The 15,065-nt window shown below is 55.2% G+C and carries 14 protein-coding genes; 11 read left to right on the top strand and 3 right to left on the bottom strand.

Annotated features, from left to right (window positions below; translation table 11 throughout):
- Nucleotides 1-374: 374 nt before the first annotated feature.
- The 5 genes from asnB to HMPREF1207_RS07575 all read left to right on the top strand — a co-directional run bounded on the left by asnB (nucleotide 375) and on the right by HMPREF1207_RS07575 (nucleotide 6,164).
- Nucleotides 375-2,249, top strand: a complete 1,875-nt coding sequence (asnB, locus tag HMPREF1207_RS07595) for an asparagine synthase (glutamine-hydrolyzing) (RefSeq protein WP_009673098.1) — start codon at nucleotides 375-377, stop codon at nucleotides 2,247-2,249.
- 99 nt (nucleotides 2,250-2,348) lie between these two features.
- On the top strand, nucleotides 2,349-3,101 hold the full coding sequence (locus HMPREF1207_RS07590) for a Cof-type HAD-IIB family hydrolase (RefSeq protein WP_009673175.1): 753 nt from the start codon (nucleotides 2,349-2,351) through the stop codon (nucleotides 3,099-3,101).
- Between the two features lie 41 nt (nucleotides 3,102-3,142).
- Entirely contained in the window at nucleotides 3,143-3,619 is a 477-nt protein-coding gene (locus HMPREF1207_RS07585) for a DUF456 domain-containing protein (RefSeq protein ID WP_009673119.1), read from the top strand.
- A gap of 85 nt (nucleotides 3,620-3,704) precedes the next feature.
- A complete protein-coding gene (locus HMPREF1207_RS07580) occupies nucleotides 3,705-4,427 on the top strand; it encodes a ThuA domain-containing protein (RefSeq protein ID WP_009673152.1) in 723 nt (240 codons plus the stop codon).
- A 75-nt stretch (nucleotides 4,428-4,502) separates the two neighbouring features.
- Entirely contained in the window at nucleotides 4,503-6,164 is a 1,662-nt protein-coding gene (locus tag HMPREF1207_RS07575; RefSeq protein WP_009673143.1) for a putative polysaccharide biosynthesis protein, read from the top strand.
- A gap of 154 nt (nucleotides 6,165-6,318) precedes the next feature.
- On the opposite strand, the gene HMPREF1207_RS07570 is transcribed toward HMPREF1207_RS07575, so the two are convergent.
- Nucleotides 6,319-7,626, bottom strand: a complete 1,308-nt coding sequence (locus tag HMPREF1207_RS07570; RefSeq protein ID WP_009673145.1) for a DUF2515 family protein — start codon at nucleotides 7,624-7,626, stop codon at nucleotides 6,319-6,321.
- 221 nt (nucleotides 7,627-7,847) lie between these two features.
- Here HMPREF1207_RS07570 and HMPREF1207_RS07565 point away from each other — a divergent pair, with 221 nt between their 5' ends.
- Both HMPREF1207_RS07565 and HMPREF1207_RS07560 read left to right on the top strand, forming a co-directional pair.
- Nucleotides 7,848-9,422, top strand: coding sequence for a copper amine oxidase N-terminal domain-containing protein (locus tag HMPREF1207_RS07565; protein ID WP_009673092.1), 1,575 nt, complete (start codon nucleotides 7,848-7,850; stop codon nucleotides 9,420-9,422).
- Between the two features lie 140 nt (nucleotides 9,423-9,562).
- Complete coding sequence (locus HMPREF1207_RS07560) at nucleotides 9,563-10,045, top strand: GNAT family N-acetyltransferase (RefSeq protein WP_009673164.1); 483 nt, start codon at nucleotides 9,563-9,565, stop codon at nucleotides 10,043-10,045.
- Nucleotides 10,046-10,160: 115 nt separating this feature from the next.
- Here the strand turns inward: HMPREF1207_RS07560 and HMPREF1207_RS07555 are convergent, their stop codons facing one another.
- Both HMPREF1207_RS07555 and HMPREF1207_RS07550 read right to left on the bottom strand, forming a co-directional pair.
- The gene (locus HMPREF1207_RS07555; protein ID WP_009673157.1) at nucleotides 10,161-10,358 is read right to left on the bottom strand and encodes a toxin-antitoxin system HicB family antitoxin; all 198 of its coding nucleotides are present in this window, start codon (nucleotides 10,356-10,358) and stop codon (nucleotides 10,161-10,163) included.
- Nucleotides 10,359-10,366: 8 nt separating this feature from the next.
- Nucleotides 10,367-11,209: an SPFH domain-containing protein gene (locus tag HMPREF1207_RS07550; protein ID WP_009673087.1), complete on the bottom strand. Its 843-nt coding sequence runs from the start codon at nucleotides 11,207-11,209 to the stop codon at nucleotides 10,367-10,369.
- Between the two features lie 218 nt (nucleotides 11,210-11,427).
- On the opposite strand from HMPREF1207_RS07550, the gene HMPREF1207_RS07545 reads away from it, so the two are divergent.
- The 4 genes from HMPREF1207_RS07545 to HMPREF1207_RS07530 all read left to right on the top strand — a co-directional run bounded on the left by HMPREF1207_RS07545 (nucleotide 11,428) and on the right by HMPREF1207_RS07530 (nucleotide 15,036).
- Nucleotides 11,428-11,772 carry a thioredoxin family protein gene (locus HMPREF1207_RS07545; protein WP_170318640.1) on the top strand — a complete coding sequence of 115 codons (345 nt, stop codon included), beginning with the start codon at nucleotides 11,428-11,430 and terminating at the stop codon, nucleotides 11,770-11,772.
- 296 nt (nucleotides 11,773-12,068) lie between these two features.
- Complete coding sequence (locus HMPREF1207_RS07540; protein WP_009673118.1) at nucleotides 12,069-13,100, top strand: COX15/CtaA family protein; 1,032 nt, start codon at nucleotides 12,069-12,071, stop codon at nucleotides 13,098-13,100.
- A gap of 417 nt (nucleotides 13,101-13,517) precedes the next feature.
- Nucleotides 13,518-14,339, top strand: a complete 822-nt coding sequence (locus tag HMPREF1207_RS07535) for a Cthe_2314 family HEPN domain-containing protein (RefSeq protein WP_051167894.1) — start codon at nucleotides 13,518-13,520, stop codon at nucleotides 14,337-14,339.
- Nucleotides 14,248-15,036: an SDR family oxidoreductase gene (locus HMPREF1207_RS07530; protein WP_009673113.1), complete on the top strand. Its 789-nt coding sequence runs from the start codon at nucleotides 14,248-14,250 to the stop codon at nucleotides 15,034-15,036. The genes HMPREF1207_RS07535 and HMPREF1207_RS07530 overlap by 92 nt, the downstream gene beginning before the upstream one ends.
- Nucleotides 15,037-15,065: the final 29 nt, after the last annotated feature.

The raw sequence follows: 15,065 nt of genomic DNA, 5'->3' as shown, positions 1-15,065 counted from the left end.
TGTCACTTCTAACGGGAAGGGACATAGACTGAGAGCAGGGAACCTGGTTTTTTTTGCTTCAAAAGTTGCCTGATGCCAACAATTGTGTATAAAGGAAAAGGGGTGGTGGATATGAAAAAACGGAGGCTGGCTTCATCTGTTAAACGCCTTATGTGGGTTATTGCCTTTTTGTAAACGAGGGCTGCCCGCGGTCCCCGGAAAAAGGCGGAGACGCTTCTATTCCAACGAATTTGAAGCGTCTCCGGCGAGCTTAAAAAGCCGCGGTTAAAGGGGGCCGCGAGTTTTCATTTTCAGAAAGGCGACCGGGTGTGCTATACTAGTTTATCGAATAACAACAAGACTAGTTGTAGCTTTAGTGGAGGTGTGAATCACTCGTGTGTGGTATCACCGGTATTATGTATTTTGAAGATAGAGAGCCATCCGTATCCATGCTTCAGCAGATGACGGACGTGATTCATCACCGCGGCCCGAACGACTCGGGCTTCTGGACAGAGAATCGGATCGGGCTCGGGTTCCGCCGACTGTCGATTATCGATATTGCGGAGGGCCATCAGCCGCTTTGCAACGAAGACGAATCCGTTTGGATCATTTTTAACGGGGAAATTTACAATTATAAATCTTTGCGGAGCATGCTGCAGGACCGCGGCCATGTGTTCCGGACGAACAGCGATACCGAAGTCATCGTCCATCTGTACGAAGAATTCGGTGAAGAGTGCGTGAAGCATCTTCGAGGCATGTTCGGCTTTGCCATCTGGGACCGCCGCAAGAAGCAGCTTTTCGCCGCCCGTGATCATTTCGGCATCAAACCTTTTTATTATCAGTACAACGACCGGCAGCTGCTGTTCGGTTCCGAGATCAAAAGCCTTGTCGCATCGGGAAGCGTAAGTCCGTCCATCCGGACCGAGAGCCTGATGAACTACTTGACGTTCCAGTACGTCCCTGAACCGAACACGATGTTCGAGGGGATTCAGAAACTGCCGCCGGCGCACTACATAAAAGCGTCCTTCGACGGCGAAATGTCGATTCACCGCTACTGGGATCCGATGTTTGATCCGGTGGACCGCCCCTTCGGGGAGTATGTGGAGCAAATCCGCGAAACGCTCAAAGATTCCGTCGTCCATCACATGGTCAGCGACGTGGAGCGCGGCTGCTTCCTGTCCAGCGGAATCGACTCGACCGCGATTGCGGCTCATATGCGCCAGATCGAGCCTATCCGGACGTTCTCCGTCGGTTTCGAAGGTCCGAACAACGAGACCCTGATCGCGGCCGAAACGGCCAAAGCGCTCGGTACGGAGCACTATTCCAAGATCATCACGCGCGAAGATTTCTTCAACACGCTGCCGAAAGCCGTCTGGCATCAGGACGAGCCTGTTGCCGACCCTTCGGCCATCGCGCTCTACCACGTGGCTCAGCTTGCCCGTGAGCACGTTACCGTGACGCTGTCGGGCGAAGGCGCGGACGAGCTGTTCGGCGGCTACCGGATCTACCGGGAGCCTCTGTCGCTGGCTCCGCTGGAGAGCCTGCCGCTTTCCGTACGCCGCATGCTTCACCGGCTGGTGAAAATGCTGCCCGCCGGCATGAAGGGCCGCAATTACCTGCTTCGCGGAACGACTCCGCTGGAGGAGCGCTTCCTCGGCAACGCGAAAATTTTCACCGAGGATATGAAGGCGGAAGTGCTGCGCGTGGACAGCGAGATGTTCAAGCGGTATCAGAATCCGTTCCAGATTGCCGCCCAATATTACGACAAGACGAAGCATCAGGATCCCGTGACGCGGATGCAGTACATCGACATGAACCTGTGGATGCCGGGCGACATCCTGATGAAAGCGGACAAAATGACGATGGCCCATTCCCTGGAGCTGCGCGTTCCTCTGCTCGACAAGGAACTGTTCGAGGTTGCCCGCCGCATTCCGACGAAATACCGGATCGCAGAAGGAACCACGAAGCATATCTTCCGCAAAGCGATGGAAGGCATCGTGCCGGATTTCATCCTGAACCGTCCGAAGCTCGGGTTCCCGGTTCCGCTGCGCGACTGGCTCAAAGGGCCGACGGGCTCCACCATGGTGGAGCAGATTAAAGCGAGCGGCATCGAAGACTATGTAAAAATCGACGCGGTCGAAAGAATGGCTAAGCTCCATCAGGACGGACAGGGCGATTATGCACGCCGTCTGTGGACCATTTACATGTTCGCTCTCTGGCACGCGACCTACATGGAAGAAACCACGAAGAAAACCGTAGCCGCGTTCTGACATAAAAGTTTCGTTTAGCTCCAGATTCCCCTCCCGGGAGTCTGGGGCAATACTTACGAAGCGGCTTTCCTAAAGGAAAGCTTTGGAGGAGGAAGCATTTTGAGTCAATATAAGCTGGTAGCATTGGATATGGACGGCACGCTGCTTAACGAAGAAAAGCAGGTTTCCCCGGCGAACCGGGAAGCGATTTACGCGGCTTTGGAAGCGGGAGTCACCGTTATTTTCTCGACCGGACGCGGCGTGCAAAGCGCCCTTCCTTATGCGGAAGAGCTCAAGCTGGAAACCCCGATCGTTTCCGTTAACGGAAGCGAAGTCTGGAAAGCTCCGCACGACCTTCTGAAACGCACGCTGCTTGATTTGGATCTGGTCAAACGGATGTACGACCTGGCGATTGAGCACGATACCTGGTATTGGGCTTATTCGGTCGAGGGCATGTACAACCGGGATAACTGGGCGGAAGATATCACCAAACCCGAGTGGCTCAAATTCGGCTTTTACACGGAAAATAAAGAAAGCCTGGAGATCATCCGCGGAGAGCTGGCCCGCTGGGGAGAGCTTGAGATCACGAATTCTCATCCGGACAACCTCGAGCTGAACCCCAAAGGAATCAGCAAAGCGAGCGGCATCGAAGAAGTCTGCAAGCTTCTCGGCATCGAGATGTCGCAGGTCATCGCCATGGGCGACAGCGAGAACGACATCGCCATGATCCGCGCGGCGGGTCTGGGCGTAGCCATGGGCAATGCTCAGGACGGCGTGAAGCGTATCGCCGACCTTGTTACGGTTACCAACGACGAGGATGGCGTCGCCAAAATCATTCAGGAATACGTGCTGGACCCGTTATCCGCCCGTTAAGATAACCGCGGACGTTTTTCGGGAAGAAAGGATGAGAAGACATGGCTATTTTGGGATGGATCCTCATTATTTTGCTGTTTGCCGTCGGGATGCTGGGTGCGATTTTTCCTATTCTTCCGGGCGCGCTCGCTATCTTCGGAGCCTTTTTCGTCTACGGGTTTTTCTTCAGCTTTGAACCTTTCGGCTTCTGGTTCTGGCTGATCCAATCGGCGGTCGTTATCGCCATCACTATCGCCGACTATCTCGTAAGTGCATTCGGCGTCAAGAAATTCGGCGGTTCCAAGGCGTCCGTCTGGGGAAGCACGATCGGTCTGCTCGCCGGTCCGTTCGTCATACCGGCTTTCGGGCTTATCCTGGGGCCTTTTATAGGCGCTGTGCTGGGCGAACTGATCCATGGCTCGAACCTTAAGCACTCCGCCCAGGTCGGGGTAGGATCGGTTCTCGGTTTCTTCTCCAGCGTTGTCGTCAAAGTCGTTCTTCAACTGCTGATGATCATTCTGTTTATCATTTGGATATAACCCGTTCAGGGATACCCGTCAAAAAAGGCGGACTGCGGAAGCGCGCGGAATACGCCTTATCTCTCCTTTGGAAAGGAAGACCGACATGATTAAAGTAACCGTGTGGAATGAAAACGTGCATGAGAAAACGAATGCCAAAGTAGCCGAAGTATACCCGGAAGGCATCCACGGAGCGATTGCGGCCGGGATTGCGGGAGACTCCTTCCAGATCCGGACCGCAACGCAGGATCAGCCCGAGCACGGGCTTACGCAGGAGGTTCTGGATGACACGGACGTTCTGATCTGGTGGGGACACAAAGCTCACGGCGAAGTCGCCGATGAAATCGTGAACCGCGTACACCAACGCGTATTGGACGGCATGGGACTTGTCGTACTGCACTCCGGTCATTTCTCGAAAATTTTCAAAAAGCTGATGGGCACTTCCTGCGATTTGAAATGGCGCGAAGCCGGCGAGAAAGAACGCCTGTGGGTCGTGGACCCTTCCCACCCGATCGCCGAGGGCATCGGGCAGTACTTCGAGCTGGAGCAGGAAGAAATGTACGGGGAGCATTTTGATATTCCCGCGCCGGACGAGCTGGTCTTCGTCAGCTGGTTCGAAGGCGGAGAAGTATTCCGCAGCGGCTGCACCTATCACCGCGGGCAGGGCCGGATTTTCTATTTCCGTCCCGGTCATGAAACGTATCCGACCTATTACAACGAGAACGTTCTGAAAGTTATTACAAACGGCGTGAAATGGGCGGCTCCGGTACGTACGGCCAAGCCGGTTTACGGGAACGCGCAGCCTTTGGAGAAGCTTCAGGCGAAGTAAAACGGCGTCAGCCGATCACGTCCGGAAAAGGATCTCCTTTTCCGGTCTTATTATGTATGGGGAGAAGGAACGACATTGTCTAAGGATTCGCTAGTCAAAGGCACTCTGATCTTGACGGTCGCGGCTTTGATTGCCCGCTTTCTCGGTGTATTCCAGCGTTTCCCGCTCGTTTATATGCTGGGGAACGAGGGAATGGCGAGTTATGCGATCGCTTTTAATCTCTACAGCAATCTGCTGGTTATCGCAACGGCGGGCATTCCGAGTGCCCTGAGCAAAATGATTTCCGAGCGGACCGCGCTCGGGCGGATGGATGAAGCGAACCGGATCTACAAAGCCGCTTTGATATTCGCGGTGGGAGCCGGCGTTGTCATGTGCGCGATCCTGTTCCTTCTGGCTCCGCATTATGCGGTATCGTCCGGTGATCCTCATGCCACGCTGGCTACGCTGGCCATCGCTCCGGCGCTGCTGTTTTTCCCGCTGATCGCCATCATGCGCGGTTATTTCCAGGGCCGCCAGAGAATGATGCCCAACGGCATCTCGCAGGTGATCGAGCAGATCGTCCGTCTGATTACGGCGGTAGGGCTGGCTTATCTGCTGCTGGGCGTCTCGCTCGATTGGGCCGTGGCGGGGGCGTCCTTCGGCGGTGTAACCGGCGGAATCGCAGCCTTGGCCGTCATGCTGTACTACGCGCTTAAGCTGCGTAAAGAAGACAGGGGGACGCTGCCGGTTTCCGAACCCGGGTATACGGAAACCGGTCAAAGTCGCCCATCGGGAGGAAAACTCCGTTACGGGCAAATTTACGGCCAATTGCTCAGATTGTCCATTCCGATCGTTATTTTTTCGATTACGGTTACGCTGATTTATAACATTGACTCTTCCACCATTATTCCGCTTCTGCGGGATCAGATCGGCGAAGCCAAAGCCAAGGATATCGTCGGTATCCTCGGCGGGCAGGCCCAATCGCTTGCGGGACTGCCGATCGTGCTGGCGATCGCGCTCAGCCAGTCGGTCGTCCCCATTATTTCGGGGGCCTATTCGCGAAGGGATCTGGAGCTGGTCCGCAACCAGTCCTCCCGCGTGATGCAGCTCGCTATCCTGTCCGGGCTGCCCATGGTTCTGGCGATCTGTACGGCGGCACGCCCGCTTTCGGGCATGTTCGACTACGGCGGCACTCCGACAGGCTACGAGTACGGCCCTCCGATGATCGCCATGATGACCGCGGGAGCGATGTTCCAGATCATCATGCAGACGTCGGGCGCCGTTCTGATGGGCATGGGCAAAATGCGCGCGCTCGTGTCCAGTGTCGTCTTCGGCATAGCCGTAAAGCTGCTCGGCAACCTGATTCTATCGCCGTGGCTCGGCATTTACGGCATTCTGGCGTCGACGATGCTCTGCTTCATCGTCATGTCCGCCTTTAACCTGGCCGTGATGCGCAATGTGGTTACCTTCCGCATCATGGCTCCGCGCCGCTGGACCGGCCTGATCGTCACGACGGCTGTCGTCGCGGTGATCGGCGTGCTCGCGGAGCGGCTGCTCTTCGAGCATCTCCACTTGTTCCCGTGGAGAGTCGTGAACGCAACCGTGAACGCCGTCCTGATCGGCGCCTTGGCTTGCGTGCTCTATGTCATCCTTCTGTTTGTCACGAAAGTGGTCACGAAGGATGACATCAAGACCTTCCCCGCGCCGCTGCAGAAGCTTTATGCCAAGGCGGGCCGCGTGCTCGGCCGCCGGGGATAAAGCTTCAGCGCCAAGCGGTCTGCGAGCCCGTGCGATGCGGCCTGTGCCCTCGCGCCCCGCTGCGCCGCCCGGCGGACGCCTCCGCCTCCGCCGGACCAACCGATAAAAACGCCCGATGTGCCTCTGCATAAGCAGAAGGAACGCCGGGCGTTTTTTAGTCCCCTTTCAACTGAGTGGACGCGAGGGCGGCCAGTTGAATTTTATGGAGGCCGAAGCAGCATTCGGCGCTCATCTCGAACAAAGGGGGGACGTCGATGTCCCCAAAGTAGCCCGTCACGCTCCCGGCATACGCGGGGAACCAGTCCCCGGGCTCGGGAGCCGTCAAGGAGACGTCCTTCCACGTGCGTTCGAGCTCCGGACTGTAGATGCCCGCGGCTCCGGCTTTCAGTTCGCAGCCTTCCAGCTTCGGGCCCGCTGCGCCGACTCCGGGGGCGTCCTTGCGGATGCGGGAGAACAAATGCGGCCAGTAGTCCGCCCGTGAGCCGGTGTGCGGCTGTGCGGAAGCGAAAAGCACCACGCCCTGGTGGACCGCCGGAATGCCGAACAAGATGGCGTACAGCGTTTTTCCGAATCCGATCCGTTCCTTGATATCCGTGAAGTCTTCCAATATTTCACCGGCCAAATTCAGGCGGTCTGCGGACTTGTGCATAGGATCTTTGTGCAGGGCGAAAGGAAAGAAAACCTGATTCAGCTGAAGAAGCGCCTGGGCTTGAAATTCCGCCGTTTCCATAACATGCGTAATGAAATACTGCTGTTTGACGACACGGCTTTCTATAAAATGTTGTTCATTTACGATGAGGGAGACCGTTAGCAGCACCGGATCGTGAACCGCCCAGAATTCCTCCCAGACGGGCCTCATAAAAACGGACACCCCGAAGGCCGGGAGCAGATGAAACAGAGGCTCGCCGGTCCGCTTCGACTCCTCGTAGAGCAGCAGCTGCGGGTAAGCGTCCCCGAATATGAGCGCATTCGCTCTCTCCAGAAAAGCGAAAAGAGCTTCGCGTGCCGGACGTTTCAGCAGGGGGGGAAGGAACTCCCCTTCCAGGTCCGTCATGTTCCAGCCGCCGTTGCGGGAGACCATATGGGCGAGAAGGGCCCAATGAAGCTCGGGGTGCTGCTCATACAGGTTCCAGTAAGCCCGGGTACGGGTTACGTTGTTCCGGTTTTTCCGCTGCGTATCGAGGCGGATGCGCTCCACGAGCCGACGCTCCTGCGCAGACAGGGAAAACTCCGGAGCCGGCGGGCTTACGGGCAGAACCGCGAGGTCCTTCCAGGTCCTGCGCAATCTTCTGACACTGTCTTTGCCCGGTACAAGTTTCTGGGCACTCTGGCCCAAGTGAAACGCGGACTGCAAAGAAGCCAGTTTGCCCGATGCAAGCTGGGTAATCGTGTGCGGTACACCCGCCAGCCAGTGTCCGATCGCTTTGAGCGGATTGTTTTCTTTGACCCCGTTGCCGTTCATTGTTGCAGCCTCTTTTCCCCGGAATACTTTGTGAAGCAGCCGTAACGTCAATCATTAGGATGCCCGTTTTTTCCGATTTTCCATCTTCTTGCATGATATGCAAACAAATGGGCAGCGGTCCTGCTTTCCAGGAAAATTTATCGGGAATGTGAGTCTTTTTGCTTACTTGTGCGTATATAAAAGAGTTAGCAATACTTGGGAGCTGGAAAGGAGCCGGAGAAATGAAAGTGAATAACTGGAAGAAGGTTGTGTGCGGGGGTACGGGCGCGCTCATGATCGTCCTTACGGGTTGCGAATCCGTAGGAGGTCTTGATGTGAACAAGGCGCTGGTCAACCAGTACGCCGTCAAATCGGCGGAATCGCAGGAGTCACTCAAGTTTGAACTTCTGACGGGAGATCTGGCCGGACTGCCGCCCGAGGCGCAGAAGCTGGTAGGCCTGTTTAAAGAAGTGACGATCAAGTTTACGGAGGAGAAGATCCAGGATCCCCGGAACGCATCGATGAAAGGCGAATTTACATACGGCAAGGGAAGCATCCCGTTTGAGCTCTCCCTTCAGAACGAAGATATTATTATCCGCATCGAAGGCGTAAGCAAGCCGATTTACATTCGCAACGCGCAGACAGGTCAGCTTAACGGAGGCTTACTTGTACCGGGCCAGAAGAGCATCCAGGAGCTTCAGAAAGTGCTCGAAGACAAACTTCCGACGCTTGCGTCGTTCTTCATCGGTCATGCGCCGAATCCGAAGACGATCGGGGTTACGTCCGTTTCGGAGAAAGTGAACAATGAGACGGTTTCCCTGCAAAAACTTCATGCCGAAATTAAAGGCAGCGAAGCGCTCGGTCTGGTCAAAACCTTCCTGCAGAACATCGCCGCAGATGAGAAAGGCCTGAAGGAATTCCTCGGCACCGTATTCGACGTATTCGGACCGATCGCCAAAGAAGCCGCCGCACAAGCGGGCGAGGAGAACAAGCTGCTGGATGCTTATCTGTCCAACAAAACGCTAGCGGTCGAAACGATGTATACCGCCGTACAAACCGGGCTGAAGGATGTTCTGGCAAGCTATGACGAAACAACCGACAAGCTGGTGAACGGTCCCGGCAATGAGCCGATCCGCGACATTCTGAGCGACCGCTCGTCCGTAAACGTGGACTTGTATGTGGACAGCTCCCAGCAAATCCGCAAAAGCAGCGCGGGAATTACCATTCCGCTGCCTGAAGCGGAATCGGGATTGAAAGGGATCAAGCTGAGCGTGACCGGTGAAAGATGGAATATTAATCAGCCCGTCACGATCAACCCTGTCAAAGCCGAAGGAGACCGTTTCGTCTTCGATGCGGCCGATCCCGAATCGGTTCCTTCTCTCGGAAGCTTCCTGAAATCGGTGGATAAAAATTCCTCGATTTATAAGCTGCTCAAAGAGGATCTCCAGATTACGAAGCGTTCCTTTACGCTGCCGCTGGACGATGAGGACATGAGTTTGTTCGGCTTTGGGGGCTACCGCAAAGGCGACGTTTCCATGGCGCCGGTGACGCACGTAGCGAATATGCTCGACGCGAAAGTGAAATGGGACGGGGAAACGAAGCAAATTACGGTAACGGATGATCTCGGCGGCCATACGATCGTGTTTACGCTGGGCAGCGCCGAAGCGCTTGTCGACGGTAAGCCGGTGACACTGGAGCAGGCTGTCGAGCTTCACGGGGACTACACCAGCGTTCCTTTGAGATTCCTGGCCGAAGCGCTGGGCGGGGAAGCGAAATGGGACAGCAAGCAGGATGCAGTTATCATTACACGTCAATAAATACGGCAGAAATTGAAGGCGGAAGCCGAATAGCATGAGCAGGGAGCGGGCTGTATACAGCCCGCTCTTTTTTTGCCCGCAAGGGGTTAAGCCGGATGCATACGGCGATAATCCTACAAAGATGGCAAAGAGGAGATAAAATGGAAATCAGAAAGTTTCAGGTATCGGATATTCGCCCCATCGTCTCGTTGTTTTATGAAACCGTTCATTCCGTGAATAAGAAAGATTATACCCAAGAGCAGCTTCATGCATGGGCGTCCCAAGAGGAAGAGGAACTCAGATTGGAATCCTGGAAGGATTCGATGAGCCGCAATATCACGTATGTCGCTCTAATTGATGGCAAAATTGTGGGCTTTTCGGATATGACCGTAAACGGATACGTGGACAGACTGTACGTGGATAAAGATTTTCAAGGACAAGGAGTAGCTTCAGCTTTACTGAACGTTCTTGAATACGAGGCAAAAAACCGGGGGCTTGCCGAACTGGAAGCGGACGCGAGTATCACGGCGAAACCGTTTTTCGAACATCACGGGTTCCGGTTGGTTCGGGAGCAAAGCGTGGAACGCAGAGGGATTAAGCTGGTTAACTTTAAGATGAAGAAAGAATTAAGCCGTGACGTTTGAGAGAAAAGAGCAGCAGTGCAGCTCACGCATGGCCTTAAAAATGTAGAGCCGATATCCCCCGAGGGGAGTATCGGCTCTCTTATGGTGGGGCGGGAGGATTGTAACGCCTCTCGCCTCAGTTCTCATTCTCCAATTCCCCGTCCGGAGGCGGCGCCGGTGCGTGGCCCGGCATTCTGCCTGCACGCACCAGCGCCTCCCGGAGCAGGAATTCGATGTGCCCGTTGACGCTGCGGAACTCGTCGGCTGCCCAGCGCTCCAAAGCTTGATGGAGCTTCGGATCGAGCCGCAGCGGAAAGTTCTTCTTAACAACCATGCGTCAGCTTAATAAATGGAGCTGGAGTTGATGACAGGCTGGGCGGACCTGTCGGAGACAACCGCTACGAGCAGGTTGTTGATCATCGCGGCTTTGCGCTCTTCATCCAGCTCGACGACGCCTTCCGCCTGAAGGCGGGCGATTGCCATCTGCACCATGCTGACCGCGCCTTCTACGATCTTCTCGCGTGCGGATATGATGGCGGAGGCCTGCTGGCGCTGGAGCATGGCGCTTGCGATCTCGGTGGAGTAGGCCAAGTGAGTCAGCCTGGACTCCAATACTTCAACGCCGGCTACGCTGAGGCGGCTTTGCAGCTCGAGGGTGAGTTCCTTGGCAACCTCTTCGCTGTTGGCGCGCAGAGAGTAGGCTTCTCCGGCATATGAGTCGTACGGGTATTTGGAGGCGACATGACGGAGGGCGGTCTCGCTTTGAATTTCCACGAATGCCTGGTAATTATCGACTTCGAACTTGGCTTTGGCCGTATCGACTACGCGAAAAACGACGACGGCCGCAATTTCAATGGGATTGCCGTCCACATCGTTGACCTTCAGCCGCGCGCTGTTGAAGTTGCGGACACGCAGCGATATTTTTTTGCGCTCGCTGAAAGGGATCGTTACCCAGAAGCCGCTGTCACGGACTGTGCCGCTGTAGCGGCCGAAGAAATTGACGACCATCCCCTGGTTCGGCTGTACGACGGTAAACGAGCTGAGTACTACGCCTGCCAGCACAAACAGCAGCACGGCGGGGATAATCAGCTCCGCGGTCAGGCAGAAAATACCTGCTCCGATAAATGCGACCATAGCGAGCAGGCCGACAAATCCATTGATTTTCCATACATGACGTTCGGTCATCGCGTTCATCTCCTTTTAGACAATCCAGAAAATTTTAAATATCTTTTTGATATTCATATGATATCACTTTTTACAATGTCTGTAAATGGCCGAATGGATCGCATTTTTGCTGTTATTGACAGGCCCGGAGGAGCATGCTATAAGATAAACAAGTTTATCAGATTCCGATGAAGCCGGTCGGGAATGAAGGCCGGACGATTCTATTCGAGGTGATCCCCATGGAAAAAGTCCACAAGGAACAAGATTTCCGGGCGGCGGTAGAGAAATCCGAAGTGACCGTTGCCGTTTTTAAAGCAACCTGGTGTAAAGACTGCCATTATATCGAGCCTTTTATGCCGGATCTGGAGAAGGCGTATGCCGGGCGCATCTCGTTCATCGAGCTGGACCGGGACGAAGTGCCCGATCTCTGCGAAGAATTGAACATTCTGGGCATTCCGAGCTTTATCGCTTTCAGCGGCGGGCAAGAGCTGATCCGTTTTGTCAGCAAGCTGCGCAAAACGCGTGAAGAGATCGAGCAGTTCCTGGACCGTGCGATCGAAGTGGGCAACGCGCTGGCCAAGTAATACAGGCACTCGGGAGACCCGTTCTCTTTTAAGTAAAACAAAAACAGCCGTTCCTTCGGGAACGGCTGTTTTTTGTATACCGTTTCCAGCCGCGTCTTTCTGCATAATTTGCGGTCATTAGGGACTCCCTAATGATGGGCCGCGTGCCAGCCGCTTCTTTCAAGGCTTTGTAACATTTGCGAATGGAATTGGCCCCGAATAGTAGCTATAATGAATACAAGCGGCATTGCTGCTGTCTGGCGGCCAAATCTCTTGCAAAAATAGCCTTATTGATTATAGAGAAGTAGGTGCATGGTATGTATAAATTAACGAAGCGGTTGTCCTTTCTGACCATGATCGGCATGTTCCTGATCGTGATTATGGGCGCGCTCGTAACCAAAACCGATTCGGGTTTGGGCTGCGGTAACGAATGGCCGCTCTGCAACGGCAAGTTCGTTCCGGCCTATACGATCTCATCCGTTATCGAATACAGTCACCGGGCGGTGACGGGCCTTGTGGGTCTGCTGCTGCTCGCCACATTTATTCTTGTTTTCAAAACGGTCAGCCGTAAGGACGCGAAATATTTCGTAGCGGGTGCGGGCTTCTTCACCGTGCTGCAGGCGATTATGGGCGCCCTGGCCGTTGTCTTTTCGCAGTCTTCCGCGGTTATGGCGCTTCATTTCGGCCTTTCGCTGCTTGCCTTCGCCATGACGCTGCTGCTCTGGCTGACGTTCACGAAATGGGGAAACTACGCGGTTTCCGTCGCCCGCACGGCGGACGGCCGCACACCGGCGCTGCCGAAAGATGCGGCTCCGATCGGCCGCGGCTTCCGCGCTTTCGTCTGGTTTGTCGGCGTCTACTGCTACATCGTCGTTTATGTGGGCGCTTTTGTCCGGCATACGGAGTCTTCGGGAGGCTGCATCGGCTGGCCGCTCTGTAACGGACAGGTCGTCCCGGAACTGACGGGCGCCACCGGAATCGTATTTGTCCACCGCATCGCGGCGGTGATTATGTTCATCTTCGGACTCGCTTTGTTCCTGATCGCACGCAAGAAATACAGCCATCTTGAAAATGTGTACAAAGGCGCGGGCTGGGTGCTGGGCTTCCTGATCGCTCAAATTTTCAGCGGAGCTACCGTTACCTGGTCCTTGGGACACGATACGGCTTTCTTGTTCACCGGTATGATCCACGCGGTTCTGATCTGCGCCTTGTTCGGATGGATCAGCTACCTGTGCGTCGTGATGCTGAATGCGCGCGTACCGCTGGGTGCCGAGCAGCCGCGCAGCAAGCAGGAAAGTCCGAAGCAGGCGAAGGCTCCCGTTAACCGAAAGGAAGCCGTAACGGAATGACTTTTTGCGGGCCTGGCTGTCTTCGGCGTCCCTTCGACCCGAGAACTTGCGGTTGATTCCACGCCGCATTCAATTAGAGGAAGGAAAACGCGCTGCTTTTCACGAATGTGAAGGGCAGCCGTTTTTCTTTTTGCCGCGAATATATTCGGGACTTGCTGCCTGGAGGAACCTGATATTCGGGTGTATGCGCGCCAACCAATGCGGCCGGTGCAGAGCGGCTTAACTGTTCCGGCGGGACTGTCCGGGCCCAACGCTGACGACTCCCGTTTTCGAAAAAGGCTCATTTAGGGTAATCCAAACGTAGACGCCCCGTAAGGAGCGGCCGCTTCATAGGAAGCTCCGGGCCGGCCGGACCCGAATGTATGGATCGCGGAGACGGAGCTCATACTGAAAAAAATAAGGAAATGAGTGAAAGCCATGCTAAGAACGATTTTCAACGAGACGAAACGCGGCGAGCGCTCCGACGAGCGGCTGGAACAAGCTTTCACTTCGATCAAGCGTTATTTGAACGTCCTTCAGCAAAGCCGACATTCTTCGCCCTCCTACAGCCCCAAAAAGCTGCATAGACTCTATGTATGGTCCCAAGGGTTTCTCGATGCTTTGGATGAGCTGGAGGAAAGCAAATACTGCGCCGGTCGTTTTGCCGAACGTGTCAAGAAGTCTTATCTCGATGAAATGCAGCCCGAGGAGCTGGACGATTACAGGCGGTATGTTTATTTTTATAAAAACGCGCTTATCCGTCTTTTTTCGGTGCTGGATAAGCTGGGGTATTTTTTGAACGATTTGTTCGATCTCAAAACGGAGACCCTCAAAACGCACTTTTCCTTTTTTACCGTATTGCGTAAAATGAGAGAGAGCGGGGTTCATCCCGCCCTGCAGCAAAAACTGTACGAACTGAAAACAGAAGCCAAACAGCCGCTTCAGGTTCTTCGCAACCAGCGGAATATGGAAATTCACTACGTGAATGTAGAGATGCTGGATGATCTGATGGTGTCCCACTCCTATTTGGGCGACCGTATCCAAGTGGAGAATATCGCGGATAATCTGGCGCAGATGGACCGCGGATACGAGATGGTTTGCATCACGATGGATCTCGTGTTCCAGTATATATCCAGGGGCAGCATAGGGGAAAACGGGGAGGAGAATCATGGCGGAGGTACGCAGAACGGCTCTCATCACGGGCAGCGCGAAAGGGCTCGGCAAAATGGCGGCGCTAACGCTGGCCAATCAAGGGTATGATATCGTTATCAATTATGTACATAGTGAAGAGGAAGCGCACGATCTGGTCAGGCACATCCAGAATACGGGCGTCCGCGCCGCCGCGATTCAAGGCGACGTCTCCCGCGGCGAGGATATCGAGCGCATCGCGGAGACGGTGGGGGAAACGATGGGCGGCGTCGATGTGCTCGTCAACAACGCCGGCCCTTTCATCCGCGAACGGAGGCTGTTCGCGGATTATACGCGCGATGAGATTGATTATCTCATCAACGGCAACCTGCTCGGCGTGATCCGGCTGGATCACGCGCTGCTGCCCCACATGCGGCGCAAGCGCTGGGGCCGCATCATCCACTTCGGCTTCGGCCATGCCGCCGAAGCGCGTGCTTGGCCCCACAGGGCCGTCTATGCGGCCGCCAAGGTGGGGCTGGTTTCGTTCACGAAGACACTGGCCGAAGAAGAAGCGGCCCACGGGATCACCGTGAACATGATCTGTCCGGGCGATATCCGCGGAGCCAACAAGGAGAAGCGGATCGAGGAAGTGGAGAACTGCACCGACGATGAAACGCCGCGGGGCAGACCCGGCACGGGCGAGGATGTCGCCCGGGTGTTGTCCTTCCTGTGCGACCCGAAGTCGGACTTCCTGACGGGGAACATCATGGAAGTGAACGGCGGCCTCGATCCGATCCAGACGCTGCCGATGCTGAAGCAGGGCAGGTAAGCGGAGCCCGCCTCACGCCCATAAGCCAT

The organism is Paenibacillus sp. HGH0039 (genome assembly GCF_000411255.1).
GTDB lineage: Bacteria > Bacillota > Bacilli > Paenibacillales > NBRC-103111 > Paenibacillus_F.
The sequence above is the reverse complement of the archived record's forward strand: the minus strand, read 5'-3'. Positions and strand labels throughout refer to the sequence as shown.